The organism is Stenotrophomonas sp. JAG2, from assembly GCF_041080745.1.
GTDB classification, from domain to species: domain Bacteria; phylum Pseudomonadota; class Gammaproteobacteria; order Xanthomonadales; family Xanthomonadaceae; genus Stenotrophomonas; species Stenotrophomonas maltophilia_AA.
This window is the reverse complement of the sequence record NZ_JBEUMH010000011.1, coordinates 89,463-115,455: the sequence shown is the minus strand read 5'-3', so window position 1 is coordinate 115,455 and position 25,993 is coordinate 89,463. Positions and strand designations below refer to the sequence as shown.

26 protein-coding genes and 1 tRNA gene are annotated in these 25,993 nt (G+C 67.8%); 20 read left to right on the top strand and 7 right to left on the bottom strand.

What is annotated here, in order from left to right; all coding sequences use genetic code 11:
• Positions 1–3 precede the first annotated feature (3 nt).
• Entirely contained in the window at positions 4–2,052 is a 2,049-nt protein-coding gene (brxL, locus tag AB9O74_RS14920) for a BREX system Lon protease-like protein BrxL (protein ID WP_369349766.1), read from the top strand.
• Between the two features lie 65 nt (positions 2,053–2,117).
• Here the strand turns inward: brxL and AB9O74_RS14915 are convergent, their stop codons facing one another.
• Entirely contained in the window at positions 2,118–2,543 is a 426-nt protein-coding gene (locus AB9O74_RS14915) for a DUF6538 domain-containing protein (RefSeq protein ID WP_369349765.1), read from the bottom strand.
• Between the two features lie 82 nt (positions 2,544–2,625).
• A tRNA-Ser gene (locus tag AB9O74_RS14910) sits at positions 2,626–2,718 on the bottom strand.
• Positions 2,719–2,854: 136 nt separating this feature from the next.
• On the opposite strand from AB9O74_RS14910, the gene dnaX reads away from it, so the two are divergent.
• The 4 genes from dnaX (at position 2,855) to AB9O74_RS14890 (ending at position 6,331) form a co-directional block, all read left to right on the top strand.
• Entirely contained in the window at positions 2,855–4,864 is a 2,010-nt protein-coding gene (gene dnaX / locus AB9O74_RS14905; RefSeq protein ID WP_369349764.1) for a DNA polymerase III subunit gamma/tau, read from the top strand.
• 6 nt (positions 4,865–4,870) lie between these two features.
• Positions 4,871–5,191 carry a YbaB/EbfC family nucleoid-associated protein gene (locus AB9O74_RS14900; RefSeq protein WP_019185335.1) on the top strand — a complete coding sequence of 107 codons (321 nt, stop codon included), beginning with the start codon at positions 4,871–4,873 and terminating at the stop codon, positions 5,189–5,191.
• A gap of 99 nt (positions 5,192–5,290) precedes the next feature.
• Positions 5,291–5,890 carry a recombination mediator RecR gene (gene recR / locus AB9O74_RS14895; RefSeq protein ID WP_369349763.1) on the top strand — a complete coding sequence of 200 codons (600 nt, stop codon included), beginning with the start codon at positions 5,291–5,293 and terminating at the stop codon, positions 5,888–5,890.
• Between the two features lie 81 nt (positions 5,891–5,971).
• Complete coding sequence (locus tag AB9O74_RS14890) at positions 5,972–6,331, top strand: histidine triad nucleotide-binding protein (RefSeq protein ID WP_019185337.1); 360 nt, start codon at positions 5,972–5,974, stop codon at positions 6,329–6,331.
• Between the two features lie 56 nt (positions 6,332–6,387).
• On the opposite strand, the gene AB9O74_RS14885 is transcribed toward AB9O74_RS14890, so the two are convergent.
• Genes AB9O74_RS14885 through AB9O74_RS14870 form a run of 4 tightly spaced genes read right to left on the bottom strand, consistent with a single transcriptional unit; the run spans position 6,388 to position 10,765 of the window.
• On the bottom strand, positions 6,388–6,912 hold the full coding sequence (locus AB9O74_RS14885) for a Slp family lipoprotein (RefSeq protein WP_019185338.1): 525 nt from the start codon (positions 6,910–6,912) through the stop codon (positions 6,388–6,390).
• Positions 6,909–8,861 (bottom strand): DUF3488 and DUF4129 domain-containing transglutaminase family protein, encoded by a 1,953-nt coding sequence (locus AB9O74_RS14880; protein WP_369349762.1) that lies wholly within the window; start codon positions 8,859–8,861, stop codon positions 6,909–6,911. The genes AB9O74_RS14885 and AB9O74_RS14880 overlap by 4 nt, the downstream gene beginning before the upstream one ends.
• Positions 8,854–9,810 (bottom strand): DUF58 domain-containing protein, encoded by a 957-nt coding sequence (locus AB9O74_RS14875; RefSeq protein WP_369349761.1) that lies wholly within the window; start codon positions 9,808–9,810, stop codon positions 8,854–8,856. The genes AB9O74_RS14880 and AB9O74_RS14875 overlap by 8 nt, the downstream gene beginning before the upstream one ends.
• A gap of 1 nt (position 9,811) precedes the next feature.
• Positions 9,812–10,765: an AAA family ATPase gene (locus AB9O74_RS14870; protein ID WP_369349760.1), complete on the bottom strand. Its 954-nt coding sequence runs from the start codon at positions 10,763–10,765 to the stop codon at positions 9,812–9,814.
• Positions 10,766–10,805: 40 nt separating this feature from the next.
• Here AB9O74_RS14870 and AB9O74_RS14865 point away from each other — a divergent pair, with 40 nt between their 5' ends.
• Both AB9O74_RS14865 and AB9O74_RS14860 read left to right on the top strand, forming a co-directional pair.
• Positions 10,806–12,647, top strand: coding sequence for a glycosyltransferase family 39 protein (locus tag AB9O74_RS14865; protein WP_369349759.1), 1,842 nt, complete (start codon positions 10,806–10,808; stop codon positions 12,645–12,647).
• A gap of 61 nt (positions 12,648–12,708) precedes the next feature.
• Positions 12,709–14,373, top strand: coding sequence for a hypothetical protein (locus tag AB9O74_RS14860; RefSeq protein WP_369349758.1), 1,665 nt, complete (start codon positions 12,709–12,711; stop codon positions 14,371–14,373).
• Positions 14,374–14,376: 3 nt separating this feature from the next.
• Here AB9O74_RS14860 and AB9O74_RS14855 read toward each other — a convergent pair whose 3' ends face one another.
• A complete protein-coding gene (locus AB9O74_RS14855) occupies positions 14,377–14,949 on the bottom strand; it encodes a nucleoside triphosphate pyrophosphatase (protein ID WP_369349757.1) in 573 nt (190 codons plus the stop codon).
• A gap of 114 nt (positions 14,950–15,063) precedes the next feature.
• Between AB9O74_RS14855 and AB9O74_RS14850 the strand changes: the two genes are divergently transcribed.
• The 13 genes from AB9O74_RS14850 (at position 15,064) to AB9O74_RS14790 (ending at position 25,992) form a co-directional block, all read left to right on the top strand.
• Entirely contained in the window at positions 15,064–15,573 is a 510-nt protein-coding gene (locus AB9O74_RS14850; RefSeq protein WP_369349777.1) for a DUF177 domain-containing protein, read from the top strand.
• A 108-nt stretch (positions 15,574–15,681) separates the two neighbouring features.
• The gene (rpmF, locus tag AB9O74_RS14845; protein ID WP_017357626.1) at positions 15,682–15,879 is read left to right on the top strand and encodes a 50S ribosomal protein L32; all 198 of its coding nucleotides are present in this window, start codon (positions 15,682–15,684) and stop codon (positions 15,877–15,879) included.
• Positions 15,880–15,967: 88 nt separating this feature from the next.
• Positions 15,968–16,945: a beta-ketoacyl-ACP synthase III gene (locus tag AB9O74_RS14840; RefSeq protein WP_176990974.1), complete on the top strand. Its 978-nt coding sequence runs from the start codon at positions 15,968–15,970 to the stop codon at positions 16,943–16,945.
• Between the two features lie 75 nt (positions 16,946–17,020).
• On the top strand, positions 17,021–17,803 hold the full coding sequence (locus tag AB9O74_RS14835; protein ID WP_346492705.1) for a serine/threonine protein phosphatase: 783 nt from the start codon (positions 17,021–17,023) through the stop codon (positions 17,801–17,803).
• An 88-nt stretch (positions 17,804–17,891) separates the two neighbouring features.
• Complete coding sequence (fabD, locus tag AB9O74_RS14830) at positions 17,892–18,836, top strand: ACP S-malonyltransferase (protein ID WP_176990976.1); 945 nt, start codon at positions 17,892–17,894, stop codon at positions 18,834–18,836.
• A 74-nt stretch (positions 18,837–18,910) separates the two neighbouring features.
• Entirely contained in the window at positions 18,911–19,654 is a 744-nt protein-coding gene (fabG, locus tag AB9O74_RS14825) for a 3-oxoacyl-ACP reductase FabG (protein ID WP_346479297.1), read from the top strand.
• A 153-nt stretch (positions 19,655–19,807) separates the two neighbouring features.
• Positions 19,808–20,047, top strand: a complete 240-nt coding sequence (acpP, locus tag AB9O74_RS14820) for an acyl carrier protein (protein ID WP_017357544.1) — start codon at positions 19,808–19,810, stop codon at positions 20,045–20,047.
• Positions 20,048–20,183: 136 nt separating this feature from the next.
• Positions 20,184–21,446, top strand: a complete 1,263-nt coding sequence (fabF, locus tag AB9O74_RS14815; RefSeq protein WP_176990978.1) for a beta-ketoacyl-ACP synthase II — start codon at positions 20,184–20,186, stop codon at positions 21,444–21,446.
• Positions 21,447–21,541: 95 nt separating this feature from the next.
• Complete coding sequence (locus AB9O74_RS14810) at positions 21,542–22,897, top strand: aminodeoxychorismate synthase component I (RefSeq protein ID WP_369349756.1); 1,356 nt, start codon at positions 21,542–21,544, stop codon at positions 22,895–22,897.
• Positions 22,898–22,963: 66 nt separating this feature from the next.
• Positions 22,964–24,025: an endolytic transglycosylase MltG gene (mltG, locus tag AB9O74_RS14805; RefSeq protein WP_346488698.1), complete on the top strand. Its 1,062-nt coding sequence runs from the start codon at positions 22,964–22,966 to the stop codon at positions 24,023–24,025.
• Entirely contained in the window at positions 24,022–24,690 is a 669-nt protein-coding gene (tmk, locus tag AB9O74_RS14800; protein ID WP_346492703.1) for a dTMP kinase, read from the top strand. Before mltG ends, tmk begins: the two co-directional genes overlap by 4 nt.
• Positions 24,683–25,642, top strand: a complete 960-nt coding sequence (locus tag AB9O74_RS14795; RefSeq protein WP_319210732.1) for a DNA polymerase III subunit delta' — start codon at positions 24,683–24,685, stop codon at positions 25,640–25,642. Before tmk ends, AB9O74_RS14795 begins: the two co-directional genes overlap by 8 nt.
• Complete coding sequence (locus AB9O74_RS14790; RefSeq protein WP_088432861.1) at positions 25,639–25,992, top strand: PilZ domain-containing protein; 354 nt, start codon at positions 25,639–25,641, stop codon at positions 25,990–25,992. Before AB9O74_RS14795 ends, AB9O74_RS14790 begins: the two co-directional genes overlap by 4 nt.
• Position 25,993 lies beyond the last annotated feature (1 nt).

Below are 25,993 nucleotides of genomic sequence, written 5' to 3'. Positions count from 1 at the left end.
CGAATGATTGAACTTGATCAGATAGACAGGAAAGGCGCCTCGGAGCTGGGCGGGTATCTAGTCCGCAAAGACTTGGTGCGCACCTTCAGCCGGCAATTTCCCGTGCCGACCTACGTTGTCGAGTTCATGCTCGGGCGATATTGCGCCAGCATCGATCAAGAGGAGATCGATGAAGGGCTGGAGATTGTTCAACGGCAGTTGAAATCCAGGACGGTGCGAGCCGGCGAGGAAGAGCTGTTCAAGGCCAAGGCGCTTGAAACAGGCGAGGTGAAGATCATCGACATCGTGACGGCACGCGTGGACAACAAAGGCGAGTACGTCGCCAGCCTGCCGAGCCTACGCCTGACGGATGTGCGGATTAGCAGTGAGTTGGTCAACCAACACGAACGCATGCTCACCGGGGGCTTCTATGCCGAGCTGGGCGTGACATTCGATGTAGCGATTGCACAGGAAGCCAAGGGGCGTCCGTTTGGGATCACCTCACTTCGGGAGATTCAGCTGTCCAAGCGTGACGTGTTGGACACCCTGGCCAAGGCGCGTCAGGCGTTCACCACCGAGGAATGGAAGTGCTTTCTGCTCCGTTCCATCGGCATTGAGTCAGGTGGGCTGAGCGACCGCCAGCGAAATGCCCTGTTCCTGCGCATGGTGCCTTTCGTGGAGCGGAACTACAACCTGGTTGAACTCGGGCCGCGCGGCACGGGCAAGAGCCATCTGTTCCAGCAGGTTTCGCCTTACGCCCACCTGATTTCTGGTGGCAAGGCCACTGTGGCCAAGATGTTCGTGGAGAACACCGCCAAGGGCCGTCGAGGCTTGGTGTGCCAGTACGACGTGGTCTGTTTCGATGAGGTTTCAGGCATCTCCTTCGACCAGAAGGACGGTGTGAACATCATGAAGGGCTACATGGAGTCCGGCGAGTTTAGCCGTGGCAAGGAGAGTATCCGCGCGGACGGCAGCATCGTCCTAGTCGGCAACTTCGACGTCGATGTGGAACACCAGCAGCGCGCGGGACACCTGTTTGGACCCTTGCCGCCGGAGATGCGTGATGACACGGCCTTTATGGACCGCATCCATGCGTTCTTGCCTGGGTGGGACGTGCCCAAGATCAACAAGGACCTGGTCACGAATCACTTCGGCCTGGTCAGCGACTTCCTGTCTGAGTGCTGGAGTCAGCTTCGAAATCAAAGCCGGGTGAGCGAGTTGCAGAACCGCGTCTTCTTTGGCAGTGCCCTGTCTGGCCGGGACACGAATGCCGTCAACAAGACGGTCAGCGGCTTACTGAAGCTGCTGTACCCGAGCGCGGATGTCCCAGTCCCCGACGAAGACCTGGAATGGGCCGTTCGCATCGCCATGGAGGTTCGGCGCCGTGTGAAGGAGCAGCAGAAACGGGTGGGTGCCGCAGAATTCCGGAACACCCATTTCAGCTACGTCATGGGCGCTGATGGCGTCGAGAAGTTCGTCTCCACACCGGAGCTCCAAAGCGACAACAGCATTGGAGGTGACCCGCTGGAGCCTGGGCAGGTATGGGCTATTAGTCCCGGCGGCGGCGAGGAAGGCTCGGGCCTCTACCGCATCGAGGTCAACGAAGGCCCAGGGTCGGGCTTGAAGGTACTCAACAAGCCCATTCCGTCCGCGTTCCGCGAGAGCATCGGCTTCGCCGAGCAGAACCTGTACGCCAGGTCAATGCAGCTGGTTGGCGACAAAGACCCCAGGCAGCACGAATTCACCGTACAGCTTCGGGCATTTGACGCCGCAAAGTCCGGCGCAAAGCTTGGCGTGGCCTCGTTGGTGGCCTTGTGCACGTCACTCTTGAAGCGAAGCGGGCGCGGCGGCTTGATCATCGTTGGAGAGATCAACCTCGGCGGATCGATCGAACCGGTCCGCAACGCGGTCACGATCGCCGAGATCGCCGTTGAGAAAGGCGCGACGGCGCTGCTGATGCCAGTGGCGTGTCGGCGCCAGTTAGTTGACTTGTCCGACGATATGGCCACCAAGATCGACATCCAGTTCTACTCCGATGCCCGCGACGCGCTATTGAAGGCAATGGCCGAGTAGCCGGAGGCTAATCCGTGAATAGGAAATGCCGGCGGTTGCCGGACGTTTTGATCGCTGCTCTGCACTCATCGCCAAGTAATGCTGCGCGACTGCGCGAACATCTTCGTGCAGTTGATAAACGTGGCTTTTCCACCGCACGACTCGATCAGGTACCTCTGTTCCATGCGCAGTGGGGCGGCGCGCAGGCGGCTGCTGGGGATTCCAAGCAATAGGCCGATGGGTTCCGTGGGAACCTCTTTGTAGTCCGTTGAAAAACGTTTAATCGTCAAGTGTTCGATTCGGTCCATCGGCAGTGCCCTATCTGCATCGAAGACCTGAGCGTAGAGCGACGCGAAGATGATCGCCTGCAACTGGGCTTGGCGCAGATCCGTGGTTCGCAGACTTCGCTTGACGACCGTCTGGCCAAGCCGAGCTTGGAGGTCGGACGGGACTCGCTGCCGGAAGGACCAGCGGCCAGCGGGGGAGCGGATGAGATGGTGGGGAATTCGCATCGGGTTGTGTCCCGATTTGTGTCCCGTCTGATGCTCTCCCAGAAAAGCAAAAACCCCTGCGTAAACAGGGGTTTGCTTAATCTGGCGGAGAGAGGGGGATTCGAACCCCCGAAGCGCGGTTTAGACGCTTACACACTTTCCAGGCGTGCTCCTTCAACCGCTCGGACACCTCTCCGGACCTGCTGCGATAACCCGCTGCAGGGGCGCAGATTCTAGCGGGGGAATTGGATTCGCACAAGCGGTTCGTCACAGGGGGCAGGGGGGCTGGACAGGCGTGGCACAATGGTCGTCCCGATGAAGACGGTGGCCTGATGTCCTATCTCGTCCTTGCCCGCAAGTGGCGTCCGAAGCGTTTTGCCGAGCTGGTGGGCCAGGAACACGTGGTCCGTGCGCTCAGCAATGCGCTGGACAGCGGCCGTGTGCACCATGCGTTCCTGTTTACCGGCACCCGCGGGGTCGGCAAGACCACCATTGCCCGTATTTTCGCCAAGTCGCTGAACTGCGAGCAGGGCACCAGCGCCGATCCGTGCGGTCAGTGTCCGGCCTGCCTGGATATCGACTCCGGCCGCTACATCGATCTGCTCGAGATCGATGCCGCGTCCAATACCGGTGTGGACGATGTCCGCGAGGTGATCGAGAACGCCCAGTACATGCCCTCCCGGGGCAAGTACAAGGTCTACCTGATCGACGAAGTGCACATGCTGTCCAAGGCGGCGTTCAATGCGCTGCTGAAGACGCTGGAAGAGCCGCCGGAGCATGTGAAGTTCCTGCTGGCCACCACCGACCCGCAGAAGCTGCCGGTGACGGTGCTTTCGCGCTGCCTGCAGTTCAACCTGAAGCGGTTGGACGAGGACCAGATCCAGGGCCAGATGACGAAGATCCTGGCCGCCGAGGAGATCGAGTCCGACCCGACCGCGATCGTGCAGCTGGCCAAGGCGGCCGATGGCAGCCTGCGTGACGGCCTGTCGCTGCTGGACCAGGCGATTGCCTATGCCGGCGGCGCGCTGCGCGAGGATGTCGTGCGCGCGATGCTGGGCACGGTCGACCGCACCCAGGTCGCGGCGATGCTGGATGCGCTGGCCGATGGTGATGGCCCGCGCCTGCTGCAGACCGTGGCCCTGCTGGCCGAGTTCTCGCCGGACTGGAGCGGGGTGCTCGACGCCCTGGCCGAAGCCCTGCACCGGATCCAGGTGCAGCAGCTGGTGCCGGGCGCCGCGACGGCAGGCGAGGGGATCGATGCCGAGGCCTTCGCCCAGCGCCTGCGCCCGGAAGTGGTCCAGCTCTGGTATCAGATGGCCTTGGGCGGTCGTCGTGACCTGCACCTGGCCCCGAGCCCGCGTGCCGGGTTCGAGATGGCCGTGCTGCGCATGCTGGCGTTCCGTCCGGCCGCCGCCGTACCGCCGGTGCCCCGCGATCCGGGCACCGGCACCGAAGTGAACAGTGGTGGCCAGCCCAGCGGCCAGGGCACCGGCATGGCCGCTGCGTCAGCGAGCGCTGCTCCGGCTCCAGCCGCAGCGCCGACCAAGGCCAGCGCCCCCGTCGCTCATGCGGCCGCTGTGGCCCCCGTCGTTGCCCCGGTCTCCGCGGCGCCCGAGGCGCCCATGGCGCCGGCACCCAGGAAACCTGCCCCGGCCCCGGCAGCCGCCGAACCGGTGAAACCGGCCAAGCCCGCCGTCGTCGCTCCCGCGGCCGACGACGACCTGCCGCCGTGGCACCGTGAAAGCGACGCGGCTGATCGCGACGAAGCGCTGGCCGCTGAAATGGCCACCCCGGATGCGGCCATGGTCGCCCCGTGGGAAGCGCCGTCCGAGCGGACCGTGGCACCTCCTGCTCCCGCGCCTGTACGGGAAGCCGCCGCCCCGGTGGCCCGCCCGGAGGGCATCGCCATCGCACCCTCGGCGCCGGAGACCGCGCCCTCGGACGCACAGGGCGACCTGACCGCCGATGCGTGGCTGGAACTGGTCGCCGGTAGCCAGCTCAATGGCCCGTCCAAGCAGCTGGCCGCGCACTCGGCGTTCATCAGCTACCAGCACGGCGTCTTGAAACTGGCGATTTCGCCCGGATTTGAGTACTTGAGTTCGGACCGCTCGCAGGCGGCGCTGATCGCGGCGTTGACCGGCCCCCTGGGGCAGGCCCCGCGCCTGGTGATCGATACCGGTGCAGCCGGTGCCGAGACCCTGCATCAGCGCGCTGACCGCCAGCGTGGCGAACGCCAAACGGCGGCGGAAGCCGCTTTCATGGCCGATCCGTCGGTGCAGTTGCTGGTCCAGCAACACGGTGCCCGGGTCGTCGCCGATTCCATTCGTCCTTTTGAAGAGTAAAGACCCATGCGCGGCAATATCGCCCAACTGATGCAGCAGGCCCAGAAGATGCAGGAAAACCTGCAGAAGGCCCAGGAAGACCTCGCCAAGCTGGAAGTGACCGGCAGCGCCGGCGGCGGCATGGTCAGCGTGACCCTGACCGGCACCAAGGAATGCCGCAAGGTGCGCATCGATCCGTCGGTGCTGTCCGATGCGGAAATGACCGAAGACCTGGTGGCCGCCGCGTTCAACGATGCCTCCAACAAGATCGATGCCGAGTCGAAGAACCGCATGGGTTCGGCGACCGCCGGCATGCAGCTGCCCCCGGGCATGAAGCTGCCGTTCTGACCCACCGCCTGCGCCGGGTGTCTGCCTGGCGCGACCGTGGTGACCGCGCCGCGAAGCCTCCGGGCTTCGCGCGCTTGTTTCTGAGATGAGCGATCCGCCATGAGCCTGCCCCTGCTCGAACAATTGATCGAGGCCTTCCGCGTGTTGCCGGGCGTGGGCCAGAAGACTGCCCAGCGCATGGCGTATCACGTGCTCGAGCGCGAGCGCGAGGGCGGCCAGAAGCTGGCCGAGGTGTTGGCCAAGGCGATCGAGCGGATCGGGCACTGCGAACAGTGCCGGGATTTCAGCGAGACCGAGATCTGTGTGGTCTGCGCCAACGGCAGTCGCGAGCGCCAGCAGCTGTGTGCGGTGGAATCACCCGCGGATCGCTTGGCGATCGAAACGGCCACCGGCTACCGCGGGGTGTACTTCGTGCTGCAGGGGCGGCTGTCGCCGCTGGACGGCATCGGCCCGCGCGAACTGGGCCTGGATCAGCTGGAGGCGCGCCTGAAGCAGGGCGAGGTCAACGAGTTGATCATCGCCACCAGCGCCACCGTCGAAGGCGAAGCCACCGCGCATTACCTCGCGCAGATGGCGCGCGGCTACAAGGTGCGGCCGAGCCGCCTGGCGCAGGGCCTGCCGCTGGGCGGCGAGCTGGAATACGTGGATCGCGGCACGCTGTCGCACGCGTTCGGCACGCGGACCGAAGTCCAGGAGTGACGCCGCGCAGCGCGCGGCAATGATCGAAACCGGACGCGCATCCGCGCTACTCTCCAAGGCCCTGTTCCACGAGGTGCCCTCATGAGCCACGACACCCTGTTCGGCAAGATCATCCGCCGCGAAATTCCGGCCACCATCGTCTACGAAGACGAGGAGGTGCTCGGCTTCAAGGACATCGCGCCGCAGGCGCCGGTGCACGTGTTGTTCATTCCGAAGCACGAGGCGATCCCGACCCTGGATGATGTGCGGCCGGACCAGGCGCACCTGATCGGCAAGCTGGCCATGGCCGCCGCCGAATACGCGCGCCGCGAAGGTTTCGCGCAGGACGGCTACCGCATCGTCATGAACTGCCGCGAGCATGCCGGGCAGACCGTGTTCCATATCCACCTGCACCTGCTGGCCGGCGCGCAGTTGGGTCACTTCGGTACGCCGAACGGCTGAGCCGGCCAGGCGCAAACAAAAACGCCGCCCGAGGGCGGCGTTTCTGCGTCAGCGTGTTACCACCAGCCCCAGCCGCGGTAGCCCCAGCCCGGACCCCAGCCCGGGCCCCACGGGCCGTACGGGTAGGCGGGCACCACATCGACCTGGCGCTGTTCCGGCCACAGATAGATGACGTCGGCGTCCAGCTTCGGCAGGCGGTAGTCGTATTCGCCGATGCGGGTGTTCTCGTAGCCGCCGATCTTTCCGATGAAGGTCACGTCGCGGCCCGGCTCGAACACCGCCGGATCGTAGAAGCCGGCGCGGCAGGCGATGAAGCGGCCGTCACTGGCGTCGGCCGAGGTGGTGCTCGGGCGGCCGCTGCCGTTGAGCGGGCGCGAGATCATCTGGAAGCAGGTCTGGCCCTGGCCCGGATTGGTTTCGATGATGCGACCACCCCAACGTACCGGGGTGCCCACCTGCTGGGTGGGAACCGCGTCGCGCGGGCTGACCATACTGAACTGCCCCTGCAACGGCTTCGGCGCGGTGGCGCAGGCAGCCAGTGCCAGAGAGGCAGCAAGGGGAAGCAGGATTTGAATCTTCATGGGGATGCTCCGGAGGTCGGGCGATGCCTGCGCAGGTCGCGCAATAATGAAGTGAGGTCGACGTCAGCGCCAGCGTAGCGCGCCTGGACGAAACGCGCGCTGAGCGACAGCAGCGCAGGATCGGGTCGCTGCCGGTCCACCCGGCGCGCCCACTCGCCAGCGGGTTCGGCGCTGGCGCGGGACAGCCCATAGCGTGCGTAACGGCGTCCCAGCCGATGCCAGGCCCGCAACAGCGGGTCGCGCTCGCGTTCGCCCCGGGCCAGCAGCCATGCCATCCAGCCTAGCGCGGTCAGCGCGAAGACGATGAAAATCCCGACCAGTTGGCTCGGATCCAGCCGTTTGAAACCAAACGGTTCAAGAAGCTGCTGCTGGCGGTTGGCGTCGAAGGACAGAACCAGGTCGTTCCAGCCCCGGCGCAGCCAATCGCCCATCTGTCCGATCTGCAGCCAGCGGCTGTCGAACATGGCGTCGGCTGCGCCGGCGGCCAGGCGGTCGTCGATCGTGTCGTAGACGCGTTCGGGCGCCACGGCGGCGGTCGGGTCGACCCGCACCCAGCCACGGCCGGGCAGCCACACTTCGGCCCAGGCGTGCGCGTCCATCCGGCGCAGCACCCAGTAGTCACCGTAGGGATTGCGCGTGCCGCCAGCGAAGCCGGTCACCACCCGCGCGGGGATGCCGGCGTTGCGCATCAACACGACGAAGGAAGAGCTGAAGTGCTGGCAGAAGCCGGCCTGCTGGTCGAACAGGAATTCGTCCACGCCATCGCGGCCCGGCTCGGGCGTATCCAGGGTGTAGACGAAGCTCGCCCGGACCCAGTCGAGCGCGCGCTGCACGATCACCGCATCGTTGCTGCCGGCCTCCTGTCGCCATTGGCGGGCCAGCACGGCCGTGCGCGGGTTCACGCCGGTGGGCAGCTGCAGCGTCAGCCGGCGCTCGTACGGCGTCAACGCTTCGGTATAGGTCACGGCCGGCGCGGAGGTCAGCCGCCAGCGGGTCAATGCGTTCAACGGCGCGCGACTGCGCAGGCTGTGGTTGGCATCCAGCTCGCTGCCCGGCGGCGCCTGCAGCGGCAGGTCCAGCGCGACCAGCTGGCGGCGGTCGGTCGGCTCGTAATCGATCTGGTACTCCCACTGGGTGGCGGCACGGGTCACCGCGGCGGGCGCGCGTTCGCTCTGCCGCGTGTCCTGTTCCCAGCGCTGGCCATCGAAACGGGTCAATACCGGGCCGCGCCAGTACCGCTGCTGCGGCGCCGGGATCGCACCGAAGAACTGCACGCGCAGCGCCGGGGTGTCATCGGCCATCAGGTCCAGCCACTGTCCGGGCTCCATCGTGTCCGACAGGCCGGGCTTGCCGACCGCGCGGTCCGGGATGCCCCACAGCGGTTCACTCAACCGCGGGAACAGCCAGAAGCCGGCCAGCGCCAGCGGCAGGCCGAGCAGGACCAGCCGGCCGATGCCGCGCAGTTGGCGCTTGAGCGGCGCCGGCGGTGCCTGGCCCTCCAGGTGTGCCAGCCGCTGCAGGGCGAGCAGGGCGACCAGGCCGGCCATCACCGCCAGCGCCATGGTCAGCGGCCCTTGGTCGAGCAGGAACGCAGCGAACGGGCCGAACAAGCCGAAGCCGACCAGGCTGCGGGCATCGCGCAGGCTGCGCAGCTCGCTGGATTTCAGCGCGAGCATGGCTGCCAGCAGCGCGCAGCCGGTGTCGCGGCCGGGGCGCGGGCCCATCTGCCAGTAGATGGCGGCGAGCATGCCCAGCACCAGCAGCAGGCGCAGCGCGCCCGGCAGCAGGCGCTGGCGTGAGGCGGCGGCGGTGAGCAGGGCGACACCGGCGATGACGACGGCCAGCACGGTGGGCAGCTGCAGCAGCAGCGGCACCAGGCCCAGCGCCGCGCTGGCCAGCGTCCAGGCGCGCGCCCCGGGGCTCAGCAGGGAGGCGGGCGTGTCAGTCATGGGGCAACAGCGCCAACGCGCGCTGGCACAGATGGTGATGGGCGCTGCCGTTGCCGGGGCCGAGCACCGGTTGGCCCGGCAGCTTGAGCGTGTAACGGCGGCCTTCGCGTTCGGCCAGGTCGACCCAGCGCGCCATCCGCGCGATCCGTGCTTCGGTGCCCAGTGGCGCCAGTCGCCACCAGTCCAGCACGATCTCCACCCCGACCGGTTTTTCGTACTCGCGCACCAGCAGGGTGTCGCGCCGCGCCGAGTGCTTCCACGCGATGCTGCGGGTGGGGTCGCCGGCGCGATAGGGGCGCAGCTGATGCAGCTCGTCGCCGCTGGCGTGCACGCGGGTATGCAGCGGATCGCCGCCGCTCTCGGGCAGTGCGGGGGCGTGCGATTCCGGTGCGGCATAGACCAGCAGGGGCGTCTCCGGCCACACCCACGACCACGCCCGCACCAGGCCGAGCGGTTGGGTGGTGGCGAGGCGGATCCGGTCCAGGTCGAACCAGCCGCGCTGGTGGGTGGGCAGATCGAGATCGACTTCGATCTGGTCACTGTCGACCAGGTGCCCGAACGCGCCGACGCCGGCGTGCTCCACATGCAGTCCGCGGCGGGCACGGGTATCGGCGCGGGACAGGCTGATGCGCAGCCGCAACGGCGCGCCCGCGGTGACCGGTTCGGCCGAGACCGCATCCACCTGCAGGCCGGACAGCTGCAGGTGCGCGCTGATCGCACTGGCGATGCTGACGGTGGCCAGCAGCAGCGCCAGCAGCAGGGCCGGGTTGTTGTTGTAGTTCAGTGCGCCGATCAGCATCGCCGATAGCAGTGCGGCGACGAACAGGCCGAAGCGCGTCGGCAGCACATAGATGCGGCGCCGGTCGAACCGGCACGGCAGGTGCTCCGGTCGGCGCGGCCGCGCCAGGTGTTGCAGTTGCTGCCAGCGGGCTCCCCAGCCGCGGCGCATCTCAGTCGACCTGCACGGTCTGGAGGATGGCGCGGGCCAGCGCGGGCCCGTTGCCGGCTTCGGCCTCCGGCACCAGGCGATGCCCGGCCACCGCGACGAACAGCGTCTGCACGTCTTCGGGCACCACGTGCGCGCGGCCCAGCAGCAGCGCATGCGCCTTCGCCGCGCGCAGCAGCGCCAGGCCGGCGCGCGGCGACAGGCCGACGCGCACCCCGGCGTGCTGGCGACTGCGCGCGAGCAGGGCCTGCACGTAGGTGATCAGGGCTTCGCTGGCATGTACCTGGCCGACCGCCTCGCGCAGCGTGCGCACCTCGATCTCGCTCAGGCGCGGGGTCGTCTGCGCGATCAGATGACGGCGATCGGTGCCGCGCAGCAGCTCGCGCTCGGATTCCGGATTGGGGTAGCCCAGCGCCAGCCGCAGCAGGAAGCGGTCCAGCTGGGAGTCCGGCAGCGGGAAGGTGCCGGACAGGTCGACCGGGTTCTGGGTGGCAATGACGAAGAACGGATCCGGCAGCGGATGGGTCACGCCATCCAGGGTCACCTGCTGCTCGGCCATCGCTTCCAGCAGTGCGCTCTGGGTGCGCGGTGGCGCGCGGTTGATCTCGTCGGCCAGCAGCACATGGGTGAAGACCGGGCCGGGGTGGAACTGGAACTGGCGGCTGCCGGCGTCGTACACCGAGACGCCGAGCACATCGGCAGGCAGCAGGTCGGAGGTGAACTGCACCCGCTGGAAGCCCAGCCCGAGGCTGGAGGCCATGGCATGGGCGAGGGTGGTCTTGCCCAGCCCGGGCAGGTCCTCGATCAGCAGATGGCCACCGGAGAGCAGCGCCACGAAGGCCAGCCGCACCTCCTGCGCCTTGCCCAGCACCAGCCCGTTGACCTGATCCTGGGCGGCGCGAAGGGACTGTCGCAGTACATCGGTTAGCATGGCTGGCACGGGGGGCGAATGATCCATGTCCGTCTCGATTCGATGATTCCACTGATTCTATAGAGCAATGCAGGGCGAACAACGCGCACGCACCATATTCCTGTTGTTGTGGACGCTGGTCACCGCCGTCAAATTGGTGGTGGCCGCACGTCTGCCCTTGTTCGTGGACGAAGCTTTCTATTGGCAGGAAGGCCAGCACCTGGCCGCGGCCTATTCGGACCTGCCCGGGCTGACCGCATGGCTGGCACGCCTGGGCGTGGAAGTGGGCGGCAACCATGTGCTCGCGCTGCGCCTGCCGTTCCTGGCGATCGGTGCGTGGCTGCCATGGCTGGTCTCGCGGATCGCCACGCGCTGGTTCGGCGCGGTGGCCGGCTGGCAGGCCGGCAGCCTGACGCTGTTGATGCCGCTGTCGGCCACGCTGGGCATGCTGGCCGTGCCGGATGTGCCGATGGCGCTGGCCGCGGTGCTGTGCCTGGATGCCGGCGCGCGCCTGCTGCGCAGTGTCGATGCGGCGGCGGCAGTGAAGCTGGCCGCTGGCCTGGCGATCGGCGCGCTCAGCCATTACCGCTTCATCGGCGTGATCGTGGTCGGCTTCATCGCGCTGCTGGTGCTGCCGCAGGGCCGGCGCATGCTGCGCGATCCGCGCGTGTGGGTCGCATTGGCCGTGGGCGTGCTGGCGTGGTTGCCGCTGCTGTCGTGGAATGCCGACAACCATGATGCGGGCCTGAAATTCCAGGTGGTCGAGCGCCACCCGTGGGCGTTCGAATGGAGCGGGCTGTGGTTCCTGGTGATCCAGCCGATGCTGGTCACCCCGATCCTGTGCATCGCGATGTGGAAGGTGGCCCTGGCCGGTACCCGCTCGGGCGGTGGCGCGCGCGCGCAGTGGCGTTACTTCGGCCTGATCGGCGCGGTATCGACGCTGTCCATCTTCGGCCTGGGCTTCTTCACCGATGTGGAGCGCATCAGTTTCCACTGGCCGCTGCCGGGTTACCTCGCGCTGCTGATCGCGGTGCCGGTGGTGCTCAACGGCTGGCCGCGCTGGCTGCGCCGCACCGGCTGGTGGTTGGCTGGTGCCGGGCTCGCCCTGGCCTTCGGCTACTACCTGATGGTCTCCATTCCGAGCGTGCGCGAGCAGCTGGCGGGCTACAAGTATTACCCGCGCAACTTCGCCGGCTGGGAACCGCTGGCCGGCGCAGTACGCGAAGAACTGAAACGCATGCCGCCCGGTACGCGCGTGCTGGCCGGCAACTTCAAGGTCGGCGCGGAACTTGGGTTCCAGCTGCGCGATCCCTCGATCGAGGTGCTGCGCCATCCGTTGAACGACAAGCATGGCCGCAGCGCACAGCTGGGCCTGTGGGGGTTGCTGCACGACGGCCAGCGCGATACGCCGATGCTGCTGGTGCTCTCGCCCAGCGATCAACGCTATCGCGATCTGCTGGAGCGTTACCACGCGGTCTGCGAGCAGGTGGGGCCGCTGCCACCGCCGCGCGTGGTCAGCAACGATCACGGCTATCAGCGCTTCCTGCTTTTCAGGCTGCCGGCCGAGCGCGCCGAAGGGCCGTGCGTGACCCCGGCGATGGCCTGGGTGGATACGCCGCAGCCCGGCGCCGCAGTCGGCGACCCACTCGAGGTGCGTGGCTGGGCCTTCAAGGATGGCGTCGGCATCGACCGGGTCGAGCTGCTGATCGATGGCATGCCGGTCGGCGATGCGGTCTATGGGCGCGCGTATGACATCACCGGTGCCTGGAAGATTTCCACCGATCCGCAGCACCCCAACGTGGCCTTCGATGCCACGCTGAAGACCAACCACCTCGCGCCGGGCCGCCACTGGCTGGGCATGACGCTGCACGGCAAGGACGGCAGCGTGGAGCAGTGGCAGGAACAGGCCTTCACCGTCCCCGCGCGCTGAGCGCACGTGCTCTTCCATGGATGACACCCTCATGCGCAATGCGCCGCAGGAATCTGCCCCCTTGTCTGCTGCCCACGCGCCTGCCGCGAAGGTGTCGCCCGTGCTGACGCGCCTGCTGTGGTGCGCGGTGGCGGCCGTCGTCGGGGTGGGCCTCGCGGCCATGGCCTGGCTCTCGCCGCGCGTGCTGTACGCCGATCCGTGGCGCTTCACCCAGAAGCTGCTGGAAATGCCCTGGCCGTCCAACGTGCTGGTATCGGACAACGGTCACCGCGAAATCCTGCCGAACCTGGTGCGCTACGCCGAGCTGTGCTGGCTGCACGGCAATCAATGGCTGCAGATCGGCACCGGCATGGTGTTGGCGCTGGCGACGGTGTGGCTGCTGGGCCGCATCCTCAAGGCCGATGCGCTGGCGCCGTCGGTGCGCGCCGCGGCAACCCTGGTCGGCGTGTTGTCGATCTTCTGGCTGGGCAGCCAGCGCGCGCTGACCCATGGCAACGAGTCCGTGCATGCCTACCTGATCACCGTCGCGCTGATGGCCGGTGTCGCCCTGCTGCTGCGTGGGGATCGCCGCGGTGCGGTGCTGGCCGCCGTGTGTGGCGTGGCGGCGACGTTCTCCTTCGGCAGTGGCGTGGCGGTGTTCGTCGGGCTGGCCGCGGTGCTGGCGGTGCGTCGTGCACCGGTGTCGCACTGGCTGCCCTTGATCGCCGGGCTGTTCGTGGCCGTCGGCCTGCACCTGGGCATGGGGCGCACGGGCATGCCTTCGCAGATGGGGTTGATGCCGTTGGCACAACTGGACGTGCTGCTGCGCTGGCTCGCCTCGCCCTTCATCTATCTGGCGTGGCCGGCACTGGATCCGGCGGCGGCCCAGCAGCTGCCGTTCGCGCCGGTGCGCAGTGCGGTGCATGCCGTGGCGAGCGCGTACCAGTCGCTGTTCGGACCGGTCATGACCTCGCGCTGGCCGCATCTGCTGATCGGCGCGGTCGGCGTGGTCGGCCTGCTTGGCATGACCTGGCGCAGCGGGCAGCGCGGGCGCGGCGCCGGGGCAGGGGAATCCGTCGCGCTGGCGATGGCCTGGTTCGGCCTCGCCGTGGGGGGCCTGGTCGCCCTCAGCCGCTGGTCCTATTTCGCCGACTTCCCCGCCCAGTTGGCCGCGCCGCGCTATGTGCCCTGGTCGTGGCTGTTCTGGTCCGGCCTGCTGCTGTGGACGCTCGTGCGCGTCGGCCCGCGCCGTCCCCGCGTGGTGGCTTGGGCGGCGCTGCTGCTGGCCGTGGCGGCCCTGCCGAGTACGGCATGGATGGCCTACCTGGGCGCCAGCATGCAGCGCGTGGCCAGCATGACCGCCACGGCCGCGGCGGCCGGCGTGGTCGATCCGGACCAGACCCATGGCGAGAGCGTGCCCGCCGAAGTGCAGGCCGCGCTGCCCAGCCTGCGTGCGCACGGCAGCGCGATGTTCGCCTGGCCGGAAACCCTTCATCTGCAGGGAGAGCGAACGGCGTCAACGGCCGTGGCCGTCCCGATCCGCGATGTGTCCCTGGTGGCCGTGCGCAACACGCTCGGTGGCACGGCGTGGCGCATCGACTTCACTGCGCAGAGCAGGGCGCCGCGGCTGGTCCTGCACTGTGCGGGACGGCCGGTGGGCCTGGCCATGCCCGTGGCCGGGCGCTGGGTCGGCTGGGCGACCGGCGACCTCGATGCGGGCTGCCTGCAGGCGCTGCAGCTGCGCTGAGGCTCAGGGCAGGGTGTAGCCGGCCTGGCGCAGCAGCTGGCTCAGCGCGATCAACGGCAACCCGATCAGGGCGGTCGGGTCGCGGTTCTCGATCGCCTCGAACAAGGTGATGCCCAGGCCCTCGCACTTGAAGCTGCCGGCGCAGTCCAGCGGCTGCTCGGCGGCCACGTAGCGGGCGATCTCGGCCGCGCCCAGGGCCCGGAAGTGGACCCGGGTCAGGTCACAGGTCTCCAGCGCCTCGCCATCGCGCACCAGGCTCACTGCGGTGTGGAACTCCACCACCTGCCCGGACATCGCGGCCAGCTGTGCATGGGCCGCGTCGACCGTACCCGGCTTGCCCAGCGGGGCGCCGTTCAGTTCCGCGACCTGGTCCGAGCCGATCACCCAGCGGCCGGGGTGGGTCCGGGCCACGGCCTCGGCCTTGGCCCGCGCCAGGCGCACCGCCACGGCGCGTGGGGCCTCGCCGGGGGCGGGCGTCTCATCCACCTCGGGGCGGGCGGTCTCCAGGGGCAGGCCGAGCCGCTCCAGCAGGTCGCGGCGGTAGCGGGAAGTGGAGGCAAGCAGCAGTGGGGTCATGCGACAATACCGGGCACGGAAGGTCGGCAGTCTGGGCCCTTCGGGCGGGGATCGGCAACCTGACTGCGCAGGTATTTGACAGCAGCCCGGACGATCCTTAACATTCAGCGGCTTATGTCCGCAAACGTGCCCGAAATGCTGGATGCTTGGCGGATGGTCGCAGCACGCAGGTGCTTCGACGGCCAGGTGGATCTAGCGCAATTGACCCGCCTCCAGGGCCTTGTCGCCGATACCGAAGGAACGTGCACCTATGCACTGGAATTCGCGCACGACGACATCCTGCAGGTATCCTATGTTGAACTGTCCATCGACACCGCGCTGCCGCTGATCTGTCAGCGCAGCCTGCAGCGTTTCCTGTTGCCGGTTTCGATGGTGCAGCGGCTCGGCCTGATCCGCAGCGAAGAGGAAGAGTCCTCGCTGCCGGAAGGCTGGGAACCGTGGCTGGTGCCGGAAGACGGCATGCTGCGACCGCTGGAACTGGTCGAGGACGAACTCGTCCTGGCCGTGCCCGTCGTGCCGCTGTCTCCCGATGGTGAGGCCGTGGACAAGGACTGGGCACCGACCGAAGAAGAAATCAGCAAGGCCAATCCGTTCGCGGCATTGGCGGCACTGAAAAAACAATAGCAGCCGGATTGTCGTCGGCGGCTGCGGCGAAAGCGAAAACTGTGCTGGGCGCTGGCGTCCTGCGCGACGATACGACGAAGCAAAACGAACCGAGTTTGGAGCAATCCCATGGCTGTGCAGAAATCCCGTGTCACCCCGTCCCGCCGCGGTATGCGCCGTGCGCATGACGCCCTGAGCGCCAAGCAGCTGTCCACCGATCCGACCACCGGTGAAGTGCATCTGCGTCACCACATCACCGCTGACGGTTTCTACCGCGGCAAGAAGGTGATCACGACCAAGTCGAACTCGGCCGTCGAAGAAGATTGATTTGTGAAGGCCGCTGCCCGGTCGGGCGGCGGCCTTTACCCCATTCTTCCCGATCACCACGTTTGGTGATCGTGCTACAGGACATGTAATGAGCAAGCGGATCTACTCGAGGATCGCGGGCACTGGTAGTTATTTGCCCGAAAAAGTGTTGACCAACCAGGATCTGGAGAAAATGGTCGACACCAGCGATGAGTGGATTCAATCGCGCACTGGTATCCGCGAACGGCACATTGCGGCCGAAGGCGAGACCACCAGCGACCTCGGCTACCACGCCGCGGTACGTGCGCTTGAAGCGGCCGGTATCGACGCTTCGCAGCTCGACATGATCGTGGTGGGTACCACCACGCCTGACCTGATTTTCCCGTCCACCGCGTGCCTGATCCAGGCCAAGCTCGGTGCGACCGGCTGCCCCGCCTTCGACGTCAACGCCGCCTGTTCGGGCTTCGTGTTCGCGTTGAGCGTGGCCGACAAATTCATCCGCTCCGGTGATGCACGCCACGTGCTGGTCATCGGTGCGGAAACCCTGACCCGTATCGTCGACTGGACCGAGCGCACCACCTGCGTGCTGTTCGGCGATGGCGCGGGCGCCGTCGTGCTCAAGGCCGACGAAGACACCGGCATCCTCAGCACCCACCTGCATTCGGATGGCAGCAAGAAAGAGCTGCTGTGGAACCCGGTCGGCGTCTCGGCCGGCTTCGGCGAGGGCGAGAATGCCCGCGGCGCGATCCTGATGAAGGGCAACGACGTCTTCAAGTACGCCGTCAAGGCGCTGGACTCGGTCGTCGACGAAACCCTGGAAGCCAACGCGCTGACCAAGGACGACCTGGACTGGCTGATCCCGCACCAGGCCAACCTGCGCATCATCGAAGCCACCGCCAAGCGCCTGGACATGTCCATGGACCAGGTCGTGGTGACGGTGGACAAGCACGGCAACACCTCCTCGGCCTCGGTGCCGATGGCGCTGGACCACGCGGTCCGCTCCGGCCGCGTCGAGCGTGGCCAGCTGCTGCTGCTGGAAGCTTTCGGCGGCGGCTTCACGTGGGGTTCTGCTCTGCTGCGCTATTGATAGCGTCAGTTACGACAACGTGACGCTGTCGTTACGGCCCCATTACGGGGCCGTATGCATTTCAGGAGAACTGTCATGGTTGAGCCCATCGTCATTGAAGGGCAGCGCGCCTGGCTGAAGCAGTACGGCGAAGGAAGCCGCGTGGTCGCGCTGGGCCTGCTGAACTTCATCGCCCGCCGCTTCCAGCTCGATGCTCTGCGCCCGCCGCCGCACCGTGGCGGCGACGCCGCGCGCGAAACCGAAGCCCGCCGCCTGTCCGAACTGCAGGCCCAGGGCGTCAACGTCCCCAGCGTGATCGGCAGCGGCCACGCGGCCCTGGTGCTGGGCGACAACGGCTCCTCGTTCAACACCTGCCTGCGCGAAGCCGACGATGCCGGCCGCGACCGCCTCGTGTCCGCGGCCATGCATGCGATCGCCCAGGCGCACAGCAAGGGCGCCTATTTCGGCCAGCCCCTGCCGCGCAACCTCACCTGGGATGGCAGCGCCATCGGCTTCATCGATTTCGAGGAAGACCCCCTGGAAGTCATGGACCTCGCCCAGGCCCAGGCCCGCGACTGGCTGATGTTCGGCTACGGCGTCGCCAAGTACTACGAGGACCGTCCGCAGCAGCTCCAGGCCCTCATGGCCCAGGCCATGGACGGCGCCGAAGCCCCGGTCCTCGCGCATGCCCACGACGTCACCGGCCGCCTTCAGGGCCTGGCCCGCGCCAGCCTGAAGATGGGCCGCTCCGCCCGCGCGCTGGCCCACTCCATCCTGATCGTCCACGGCGCCACCACGCTGGGCGTGCTGATGGTCGTGGCCCTCTGCTTCGATTTCTTCACCGACGGCGACCTGGACATCCTCCAGCTGTTCACCTGACGAAGGGCCCGACATACGCGGCAGTACAGACGAAGGGCGACGTTCCCCTTTATCATTCGCCGTTCGATTTTTGCAGGCGGATGATCGCGTGACCGATACCAATCTCGCATTCGTGTTCCCGGGCCAGGGCTCGCAGTCGCTGGGCATGCTGGCCGAACTGGCCGAGCTGCACCCGCAGATCCGCGAGGCCTTCACCGAAGCCTCCGACGGCGCCGGTGTCGACCTGTGGGCGCTGTCGCAGGGCGGTCCCGAGGAAATGCTCAACCGCACCGAATACACCCAGCCGGCCCTGCTCGCGGCCAGCATCGGCGTATGGCGCGCCTGGAACGCCGTGGGTGGCGTCCAGCCGGCCGTGCTGGCCGGCCACAGCCTCGGCGAATACACCGCCCTGGTGGCCGCCGGCGCGCTGACCCTGCGTGACGGCGCACACCTCGTGCGCCTGCGCGGGCAGCTGATGCAGGAAGCCGCCCCGACCGGCGTCGGCGCCATGGCCGCCGTGCTCGGCGCCGAAGACGCCCTGGTCGTGGAGGTCTGCGAGCAGGCCGCCGGCAGCCAGGTCGTGGTGCCCGCCAATTACAACTCGCCCGGCCAGATCGTCATCGGTGGCGACGCTGCCGCCGTGGACCGCGCGCTGGCCCTGCTGGCCGAGAAGGGCGTCCGCAAGGCCGTCAAGCTCGCCGTCAGCGTGCCCTCGCACACCCCGCTGATGCGCGAAGCCGCCAACCGCCTGGCGGAAACCATGGCCGGCCTGGACTGGCGCGCTCCGGCCCTGCCGGTGGTGCAGAACGTCGATGCCCGCGTGCATGACGGCGTCGACGCCATCCGCCAGGCGCTGGTGCAGCAGCTCTACCTGCCCGTCCAGTGGACCGGCTGCGTGCAGGCCCTGGCCGGCCGTGGCGTCACCCGCGTGGCCGAATGCGGCCCGGGCAAGGTGCTGAGCGGATTGATCAAGCGCATCGACAAATCGCTGGACGCGCGCACACTGTCCACGCCCGCCGATTTCGAGACGGCCCGCGAGACCTGGGCTGCCTGATGTCTTCCGATCGCGTCCGTGCTGGAATGGCTTCGTGCCAGGCCGGCCGGACCGGTCCCGTTTGAGGAAATGAGATGAGCAAGCCCCTTCAGGGTGAAATCGCACTGGTCACCGGCGCCAGCCGGGGTATCGGTGCCGCGATCGCCGACGCACTGGCCGCGCAGGGCGCGACCGTCATCGGTACCGCCACCACCGACGCCGGTGCCGCCGCCATCGGCGAACGCTTGGCCGCCGTGGGTGGCCACGGCCGCGCGCTGAACGTCACCGACGCCGCTGCGCTCGAGGCCGTGCTCGACGGTATCGCCAAGGAATTCGGCGCCATCAGCATCCTGGTCAACAACGCCGGCATCACCCGCGACAACCTGTTGCTGCGGATGAAGGAAGAAGACTGGCAGGCGATCCTGGACACCAACCTGACCAGCGTCTTCCGCACCTCCAAGGCCGTCATCCGCGGCATGATGAAGGCGCGCAAGGGCCGCATCATCAACATCGCCTCGGTGATCGGCGTGACCGGCAATGCCGGCCAGGCCAACTACGCCGCGGCCAAGGCCGGCATCATTGCCTTCTCCAAGTCGCTGGCCAAGGAAATCGGCTCGCGCGGGATCACCGTCAACGTGGTCGCGCCGGGCTTCATCGATACCGACATGACCAAGTCCCTGCCGGAAGAGCAGCGCACCGGCCTGGTCAAGTCGATCGCCCTGGAGCGGCTCGGCGAGCCGTCCGATATCGCCAACGCGGTGGCGTTCCTGGCCGGTCCTTCGGCCAGCTACATCACCGGCGAAACCCTCCATGTGAACGGCGGCATGTACATGCCGTAAGCATGTGGCGCATGGATTGCGCCGCAAGTGGTTGATCCGTTTGATGTTTTGCTGCAATGCAAGGTGTCGCTGGTTTCCACTACACTATCCCACGGTCATCCCTCACCGGATGGCGTCATTTTTGAACCACTACTCCATCTGGAGCGATATCCAATGAGCACCATCGAAGAACGCGTCAAGAAAATCGTCGTCGAACAGCTTGGCGTCAAGGAAGAGGAAGTCACCAACAGCGCATCGTTCGTCGATGACCTGGGCGCTGACTCGCTGGACACCGTTGAACTGGTGATGGCGCTGGAAGAAGAGTTCGAGTGCGAAATCCCGGACGAAGAAGCCGAAAAGATCAGCACCGTGCAGGCTGCGATCGACTACATCAACGCCCACGTCAAGGCTTGATGTCAGGCGGCTCGCGCGCGGCCGTGGCGATTGCCGCGACCGCGTGCGGCAAACCCATGGGGCCGCGCTTGCGGCCCTGTGCTTTTGAGCGTTATACCGCGTGATACCCGCAACATCCGGGTCAGGAGAATCTGCAATGAAGCGTCGCGTCGTCGTTACCGGCATGGGCATGGTCTCGCCATTGGGCAATGATATGGCCAGCAGTTGGAAGGGCATCACCGAAGGCCGTTCCGGCATCGGTCCGCTGACCAACGTTTCGCAGTCCTACCTGGACCGTTTCACCACCAAGATCGCAGGTGAGGTCAGGGACTTCGACATCACCGCCGACAACGAACAGTTCGGCAAATTCCGGGTCACTGGCAAGGATGCCAAGAAGATGGACCCGTTCATTCATTACGGCCTCGGTGCCGCCTTCATGGCCTTGAACGATTCGGGCCTGGAAATCACCGACGGCAACGCCGAGCGCATCGGCGCCATCGTGGGCGCGGGCATCGGCGGCCTGCTGGGTATCGAAGAGCAGACCATCGATTTCCACGAGGGCAAGAAGATCTCGCCCTTCTACGTGCCCAAGACCATCATCAACATGCTCCCGGGCCAGCTGAGCATCATCACCGGCCTGAAGGGTCCGTCGTTCTCGGCGGTCTCCGCCTGCGCGACCTCGAACCATTCGATCGGCACCGCGATGCGCATGATCCAGTACGGCGATGCGGACGTGATGGTGGTCGGCGGTGCCGAGCGCGGCTCCTCGCCGACCGCCCTGGGCGGCTTCTGCGCGATGAAGGCGATGAGCACCCGCAACGATGCCCCGGCAGAAGCCTCGCGCCCGTGGGACAAGGAACGCGACGGCTTCGTGCTCGGCGACGGTGCCGGCATCCTGATCCTTGAAGAGTACGAACACGCCAAGGCGCGTGGCGCGCGCATCTATGCGGAACTGGCCGGTTTCGGCGCCAGCTCGGACGCGTACCACATGACCGCCCCGAGCGAGAACGGCGAAGGCGCGGCACGTTGCATGACCATGGCGTTGAAGGACGCCGGCGTGACCCCGGACCAGGTCGGTTACCTCAACGCGCACGGCACCTCCACGCCGCTGGGCGACCTGGGTGAAACGATGGCCATGAAGACCGCGTTCGGCGACCACGCCTACAAGATGATGGTCAGCTCCACCAAGTCGATGACCGGCCACCTGCTCGGCGCGGCCGGCGGCGTGGAAGCGATCTTCTCGGTGCTGGCGCTGCGCGACAACATCATTCCGCCGACCATCAACCTGCATGAAGCGGGCGAGGGCTGCGACCTGGATTACGTGCCGAACACCGCACGCGAGGCCAAGGTCGATGTGGTGATGTCCAACGGCTTCGGCTTCGGCGGCACCAACGGCACGCTGGTGTTCAAGCGCGTCTGACCGCCCGTTCCGTGTCCTCCCACCCGGGCCGCCATCATGGCGGCCTTGGTGTATCTGGCCCCCGCGCACGCTGCGCGCCCTTCCGGTGTCCTGCCATGTTCCAGACGCTTCCGCTGCCCGCCACCACCGACCTGCTGGCCCTGCAGCGCCTGGCCCCGCAGCGCTACCCGCTGCTGATGGAGTCCACCGCCTCGGGCACCGCCCAGGGCCGCTGGGACCTGCTGCTGATGGGCAACGGTGAAGCGCTCGCACTGCACGCCGACGGCGTGGTGCGCGATGCGGACGGCGTCGCCCATGACGGCCGCTTCCTCGACGTACTGGACGCGCACTGGGCCGCGCTGCGGCTGCCGCGCGAAGAAACCACGCTGCCGTTCCGTGGTGGCTGGGCACTGATGCTGGATTACGAACTGGCTGGCCAGATCGAGGACGTGCTGGCCTTGCCGGCACGCGCCGATGGGCTGCCCGCCGCGCTGGCCCTGCGCTGCCCGGCAGCGGTGCTGCATGACCGCGTGCTCGGCCAGTTCCACGCCGTCTGCGAGACCGGGCAGGCGGCGCTGCTGCAGACCCTGCAGGACGACCTCGCCGCGGCCGCCACGTTGGCTCCGCTGCCGACGTGGCAGCCACCGGTCGCGATCGGTGAGGACGCGCCGCAGCGCTTTACCGATGGCGTCGGCAAGGTGATCGACTACCTGCGTGCGGGTGACGTGTTCCAGGTGAATCTCTCGCGGCGCTGGAATGCGCAGTTCGCCGGGACGCTCTCGCCGCAGGCGCTGTACGCGCAGCTGCGCGTGGCCAATCCCGCGCCGTTCGCCGGCCTGTTCATGGCGCAGGGCAGGGCGGTGGTCAGCTCCTCGCCCGAGCGCCTGGTCTCGGTGCACGGCGATGACGTGCAGACCCGCCCGATCGCCGGCACCCGCCCGCGCTTCGCCGGCGATGACGATGCCGCGCGCATCCAGGAGCTGGTCGGCCACCCCAAAGAGCGCGCCGAGCACGTGATGCTGATCGATCTCGAGCGCAACGACCTCGGCCGCATCTGCGCGCCGGGCAGCGTGGAGGTGGATGAGCTGATGACCGTGGAGAGCTACGCCCACGTCCACCACATCGTCAGCAACGTGCGAGGCCGCCTGCGCGAGGACGTGAGCCCCGGCCAGGTGATCGCCGCGACCTTCCCCGGCGGCACCATCACCGGCTGCCCCAAGGTGCGCTGCATGCAGATCATCGCCGAGCTGGAACAGAGCGCGCGCGGTGCCTACACCGGCGCGTTCGGCTGGCTGAACCGCGATGGCGACCTGGACCTGAACATCCTGATCCGCACCGCCGAAGTGGCCGCCGACACCGCCAGCTTCCGCACCGGGGCCGGGATCGTGGTGGATTCGGTCGCCGACAGGGAACTGGACGAAACCCGTGCCAAGGCCCGCGGCCTGCTGCGTGCGCTGGGCAGCGATGCCTGAGCCGTTTGGCGGTGTGCAGTACCCGCGCGGTATGCTGCGCGGCGAAGAATTTCATTCGAGGTGACCATGGCGGGTGCGAAACGCGGATGTCTGGCCGTACTGGCCGTGCTGCTGGTGGTGGCCCTGCTGGTCGCGGCTGCGGGCGCATGGTTCTGGCATCGCCAGGGCGCGTTTGCCGATGCGCCGGTCACCCCCAGCGCGGAGAGCGTGGTGATCGCCTCGGGCGATGGCTTCAGCACCGTGCTCGGCAAGCTGCGCCAGGCCGGCGTGGACGAGGGCAGCGACACCCAGTGGCAGCTGCTGGCACGCCAGCTCGACGCCGCCGGCAAGCTCAAGGTCGGTGAATACGCGCTCGATCCCGCGCTGACCCCGCGCGAGCTGCTGACCCGCATGCGCCAGGGCCGCGTCCTGCAGCACCGCGTCACCATCGTGGAAGGCTGGAACATCCGCCAGCTGCGCGCCGCGCTCAAGCGTGCCGATCCGCTGGTGCACACCACCGATGCGCTGGACGATGCCGCGCTGATGAAGGCGCTTGGTTTCCCCGGCGAACACCCGGAAGGCCGCTTCCTGCCCGAGACCTACGTCTACCAGCGCGGCGACAGCGACATCGACGTGCTCAAGCGCGCGCATGCCGCGATGGAAAAAGAACTGACCGCGGCGTGGGACAGCCGCGTGGACGATCTGCCGCTGAACTCACCGTATGAGCTGCTGATCCTTGCCTCGATCATCGAGAAGGAAACCGCACTGCCCAGCGAGCGTCCGCAGATCGCCGGGGTGTTCATGCGCCGCCTGAAGATCGGCATGCGCCTGCAGACCGACCCGACCGTGATCTACGGCATCGGCAGCAGCTACGACGGCAACATCCGCAAGCGCGACCTCACCACCGATACGCCGTACAACACGTACACGCGTGCCGGCCTGACCCCGACCCCGATCGCCATGCCCGGGCGCGATGCGCTGCATGCGGCCGCGCAGCCGGCCAAGGGCGATGCGCTGTACTTCGTGGCGGTCGGCGATGGCAGTGGCGCGCACATCTTCTCGGCCAACTACACCGACCACAACGCCGCCGTTGCCCGCTACCTGCAGCAGCTGCGCAGCAAACGTACCCAAGAGGCCGCACCCCGATGAGTCCCGCGCTGCACCGGCACCCGCATTTCGTCAGCCTGGAAGGGGGCGAGGGCGCCGGCAAGACCACCGCCATCAACGCGATCCGCGAGGCCCTGCAGGCGCGCGGGCATGAGGTGGTGCTGACCCGCGAGCCCGGCGGGACCGCGCTGGCCGAGCGCATCCGCGCGCTGGTGCTCAAGCCGGACGAGGAGATCGCCGCCGAGCCGCTCTCGGCCGAGGCCGAGCTGCTGCTGGTGTTCGCCGCCCGCGCCCAGCACGTGCGCCAGGTGATCGCCCCGGCGCTGCAGCGCGGTGCCTATGTGCTGTGCGACCGCTTCACCGATTCCAGCTACGCCTACCAGGGCGGTGGCCGCGGCCTGGACCCGGCGTGGATCGCGGATCTGGAGCGCCGCGCCGTCGGCCTGCTGCCCGGCCTGACCCTGCTGCTGGATGTGGACGTAGCCGTCGGCCGCGCGCGCGCCAACGGCCGCGACATGTGGCCGGACCGGATCGAGAGCGAGCACGATGATTTCTTCCAGCGGGTGCGCGCGGTGTTCCGTCAGCGTGCCAGCGAAGACCCCGCACGTTACCGCCTGATCGACGCCGGCCAGGACCAGGCCGGCGTGGCCGGCGCGGTGGTGGCGGCCGTGGATGCATGGTTGGCACAGGAGCCGGATCGTGGCTGAACCTTTTTCCCCCTGGCAGCAGCGCGCCTATGACCAGACCGTGGCCGCGCTCGACGCCGGTCGCCTCGGCCATGGCCTGCTGTTCTGCGGCCCGGCCGGCCTGGGCAAGCTCGGCGTCGCGCTGCGGCTGGCCGAGCACGTGCTGGGGCAGGGCGAGCCGGCCGCGGCCAAGCGCAGTGCCCAGCTGCTGGCCGCCGGCACCCACCCGGACCTGCAGCGGATCTCGTTCATCCCCAACAAATCGGGCGACAAGCTGCGCACCGAGATCGTGATCGAGCAGATCCGCGAGGTCTCGCAGAAGCTCTCGCTGACCCCGCAGTACGGCGTGGCCCAGGTGGTGATCGTCGATCCTGCCGACGCCATCAACCGCGCCGCCTGCAATGCCCTGCTCAAGACCCTGGAAGAGCCGCAGCCCGGCCGCTACCTGTGGCTGATCAGCGCCGACCCCGCGCGCCTGCCGGCCACCATCCGCAGCCGCTGCCAGCGCCTGGAGTTCAAGCTGCCGCCGCGCGAGGAAGCGCTCGCCTGGCTGCAGACCCTGGGCCACAGCGAAGCCAGCGCCCGCGAAGCACTGGACGCCGCCCGTGGTCACCCCGGCCTGGCCGACCAGTGGCTGCGCGAGGATGGCCTGGCCCTGCGCCGCCAGGTCGCCACCGACCTGGAAGCCCTCGTCGCCGGCCGCTCCGGCGCGGTCGAACTGGCCCAGCGCTGGACCGGCGACGACAACGCCGCGCTGCGCCTGCGCCACGCCGCCGATCTCGCCCTGGCCCAGGCCACCGGCGGTGGCTTGACCGATCCCGATCGATTGCACAAGCTGGCCGCCTGGTTCGATGCCGCCAACCGCACCCGCGACCTGCTGCGCACCACGGTGCGCGCCGATCTAGCGGTGGTTGAGCTGCTGCTGGCCTGGGGAAAGGTCAACGAACGGCACGCCAAGGGGAATAGAGCATGAGCGCCACCAACGCCCGACAGGGCATCCTGTCCCTTGCCGTCAAGGACAAGGCCGCGCTGTACAGCGCCTACATGCCGTTCGTGAAGAACGGCGGCATCTTCGTGCCCACGCCCAAGCGCTACTTCCTGGGCGATGAGGTGTTCCTGCTGCTCACCCTGCCGGACTCCAGCGAGCGCCTGCCGGTGGCCGGCAAGGTGATCTGGGTGACCCCCGCCGGGGCCCAGGGCAACCGTGCCGCAGGCATCGGCGTACAGCTGGCCGACGGCGCCGAAGGGGAGACCGTCCGCCACCGGATCGAGACCCTGCTGGCCGGCATCCTGACCGCGGACAAGCCCACGCACACGATGTGAA